Here is a 2,703-nt window from a genome sequence, read left to right on the forward strand (position 1 = left end):
ATCAAGGAGAAATATTCGGACTTCTTGGTCCCAATGGCGCAGGTAAGACCACAACCCTTCGAATGATGCTTGATATCATAAAACCAGAATCAGGAAATACCCGCTTATTTCATCAGCTTTGGATAGCTCTGAGAGCAGTGTTTCTTTTAACTCTATACTGTGTTTAATCTCATCTAGCGACCTATATTCAGTTTCCAGTGCAAATTCAACGAGAGCAGGCCTGCGTTCTTCTGCCATTGGCACTTCGATAAATTCAACGACCCTGTTCCTGAAAGCAAAGAAATCAGGTGCCTCATTGCCAATGCGAGTAAGTTCTTTATCAGTTACCCAGAATACTGCCTTCACCCGATGGTCAATAATTTCCTCCCTTTTAAAATTCAAATACCTGAGGGCTTCAGGAAAACCTTTTTCCAGATTATGCACAAAAAAAACAGTCCGCTCAGCACTTCCTGATGAAAAAAAAGACGGCAGGTCCTTATATTCACCGGCATCAACACTGAGAGCTTTAAGTCCCTGTTCATTCAGCAATTGCCTGATCTCTTTCTCAACATCAGCACGCACATATTCACTAAGATACAGTGCAAAAAGAATGGACGCCTTGTTATATTTATGTGCGCGGATCAAGTAATTGCCTAGTCTTGAAACCCGCGCCTCGATAGGATCTATTATTTCAGTCATTCTCAACAAGTTCAACAAGAGTAGGATGTATATCGCACCAGGTCTCATCATTCATATATTCCAGAACACTCAGGTTATGTAATAAACGTCCGATTTTTTCGATTCCATGGATATCATTATCTTTGCATATTTCCTTAAGAGTTGTATAATCTTCAGTTTTCAAAATACGCCTGAAATCACTTCTGATCTCCCGTTCTGCTCTCTTGACATCTTCCTCTATCATTTGATCCCTGTCATTTTCTATTGCACTGTCGGCTGCAATCTGCATGATACGTGCGGTTTCCCTGAACACACCTGCACCCATTGTAATTGCCAGGTTAAGTGCATCGGGTTGTATCAGTTCGGCTTTCATTCTGTGAAAAATAAACTGCCCCATCAGCCCATAACCTTCCTCATCCTTACTGTTCCTGTCATTCCTGGAATGAAGTTTTACATTTGGTAAGAAAAACTTAGATTCCCTGATTGCCGTAAACTCCTGGGTGAAGTATATGGAAATCGGCACAGTATAGACAATGTGGCATATCGGTTGGGTAATGGCAGTCTGGCTGTTATAGAATATTTCCTTTGCCTGTTCCAACCTGGGTTTATCAAGATCATCAATCAGCACAAGCACTTTCTTTTTCTCATTACTTTCAATATTTGCGATAATGAGATTTATTTTATCAATGAGATCAGAGAGTCTGGGTTCGATTATCTCCCTGATCATCTTCCTCGTAGTATCTTCTGCCCTGATCCTTGCCAGCGCAGAGAGGAAAAATGTCCTGAGTCCGCCTTCTATAGTAGCTGCAATTGATGTTTCCTCTTCAATGGTCTTTTCTATGCTGTGCTTCCATCCTTCAAGCTGCTCTATAAGCTCGGGTTTGAGCTTGTTGCCGGAATCGATATATTGAACATATAATTCTGCTCCGATCGAAAACAGTACATCAACATAATTGAGATTGTTGACGTCACATACTTCTTTAACCGAATACTTTACAACAAAAAATTTCTCATTAATGTCCACATCAGCGGCAAGCCTGTTAAGTTCTGTAGATTTACCGCAGCCCCGGTGGCCCGAGAAAAAATATTTTGGCGACTGCCTGTGTTTTCTGAGAAGTGCCCTTTTTAACTTGTTCAAAGGTTTGCCCTTACGTTCCACATGGAACGGACTATTGGCAGGAAGCGGATAAAAGGGTTCAAAATTACTCCATGCTAAATCGAGGTCTTCAGCAATAATGAATTCTTCTGGCATTACAAATCTCCTGAAAGGAATATAAACATTTATACTTTAAATACTACTTACAACTTAATCTTAATGTTATAAATATCATATATTGAATTCGTTTTTTTTTCGATAATTGGTTCCTCATCTAATAATCTTATAGTTGACCAGATGGCTGTAATAAGCACAAGTGCCTCGCCGGGCAAGACCATGGGCCATGCCGGTGCCATTATCAGCATGGGCGGCGGGACTGCGAAAGAGAAGATCGAGGCGCTGGAGGGTGCAGGAGTTGTGGTTGCAGGGAGTCCTGGAGATGTGGCTGAGAAGATGAAGGGGATGATCTGAGTGAGTCTGTGTTTCAGAATTTGATTGATTTAAGATTCCCTTCGCAAAAGTTGATAATCACCGGGTTTTTAATATCTTTTCCAATTACCAACACCACCCTTCATGTCTTTCTTATTTGAAGATTTATCATCCATTTCAACCTTTTCACAATTTGATATTTTTCTTCAATCTTAAATTGCTGCATTGTTCACAAACATACGAACATTCCCATTAACCCCATACAGCCTGCTCATGTTTGTTGAAGAAGCGAAATGCGTTTCTCAATATCATGTATATCTTTGTCTGAAAAACTGGGATCATCCCTGCAAAAGAATGCAGCTTTTTTCCATTCTTCTATCGCTTTTGATCGCCATTCATCCATGTCAGACTCGCTTTCACCCATTTTTAGCATGAAAGTACCCTCAGTCTTAACATCCCGTGACTATCGTTGTAAAGAAAACAACAATTTTCTGGGATGTTAAGATCAAAGATATTTATCT

Annotated in this window: 3 protein-coding genes and 2 pseudogenes; 2 read left to right on the plus strand and 3 right to left on the minus strand. The window is 40.4% G+C overall.

Annotated elements, in window-relative coordinates; all coding sequences use genetic code 11:
• Positions 1-110, plus strand: a pseudogene (locus HF974_07665) (ATP-binding cassette domain-containing protein).
• Here HF974_07665 and HF974_07670 read toward each other — a convergent pair.
• Both HF974_07670 and HF974_07675 read right to left on the minus strand, forming a co-directional pair.
• On the minus strand, positions 76-678 hold the full coding sequence (locus tag HF974_07670; GenBank protein ID MBC2698199.1) for a hypothetical protein: 603 nt from the start codon (positions 676-678) through the stop codon (positions 76-78). The pseudogene HF974_07665 and the gene HF974_07670 overlap by 35 nt on opposite strands.
• Positions 671-1,909 carry an AAA family ATPase gene (locus HF974_07675; GenBank protein MBC2698200.1) on the minus strand — a complete coding sequence of 413 codons (1,239 nt, stop codon included), beginning with the start codon at positions 1,907-1,909 and terminating at the stop codon, positions 671-673. Before HF974_07675 ends, HF974_07670 begins: the two co-directional genes overlap by 8 nt.
• Positions 1,910-2,068: 159 nt before the next feature.
• On the opposite strand from HF974_07675, the pseudogene HF974_07680 reads away from it, so the two are divergent.
• Positions 2,069-2,224 (plus strand): annotated as a pseudogene (locus HF974_07680) (succinate--CoA ligase subunit alpha).
• A gap of 229 nt (positions 2,225-2,453) precedes the next feature.
• On the opposite strand, the gene HF974_07685 reads toward HF974_07680, so the two are convergent.
• Positions 2,454-2,615, minus strand: a complete 162-nt coding sequence (locus HF974_07685) for a hypothetical protein (GenBank protein MBC2698201.1) — start codon at positions 2,613-2,615, stop codon at positions 2,454-2,456.
• Positions 2,616-2,703: the final 88 nt, after the last annotated feature.

The organism is ANME-2 cluster archaeon (assembly GCA_014237145.1).
Lineage (GTDB): Archaea > Halobacteriota > Methanosarcinia > Methanosarcinales > Methanocomedenaceae > Methanocomedens_A.

Excerpts from the sequence above, each read along its gene's own strand:
- HF974_07670 (MBC2698199.1), bottom strand. The coding sequence starts at position 678 with ATGACTGAAATAATAGATCCTATCGAGGCGCGGGTTTCAAGACTAGGC.
- HF974_07675 (MBC2698200.1), bottom strand. The coding sequence starts at position 1,909 with ATGCCAGAAGAATTCATTATTGCTGAAGACCTCGATTTAGCATGGAGT.
- HF974_07685 (MBC2698201.1), bottom strand. The coding sequence starts at position 2,615 with ATGCTAAAAATGGGTGAAAGCGAGTCTGACATGGATGAATGGCGATCA.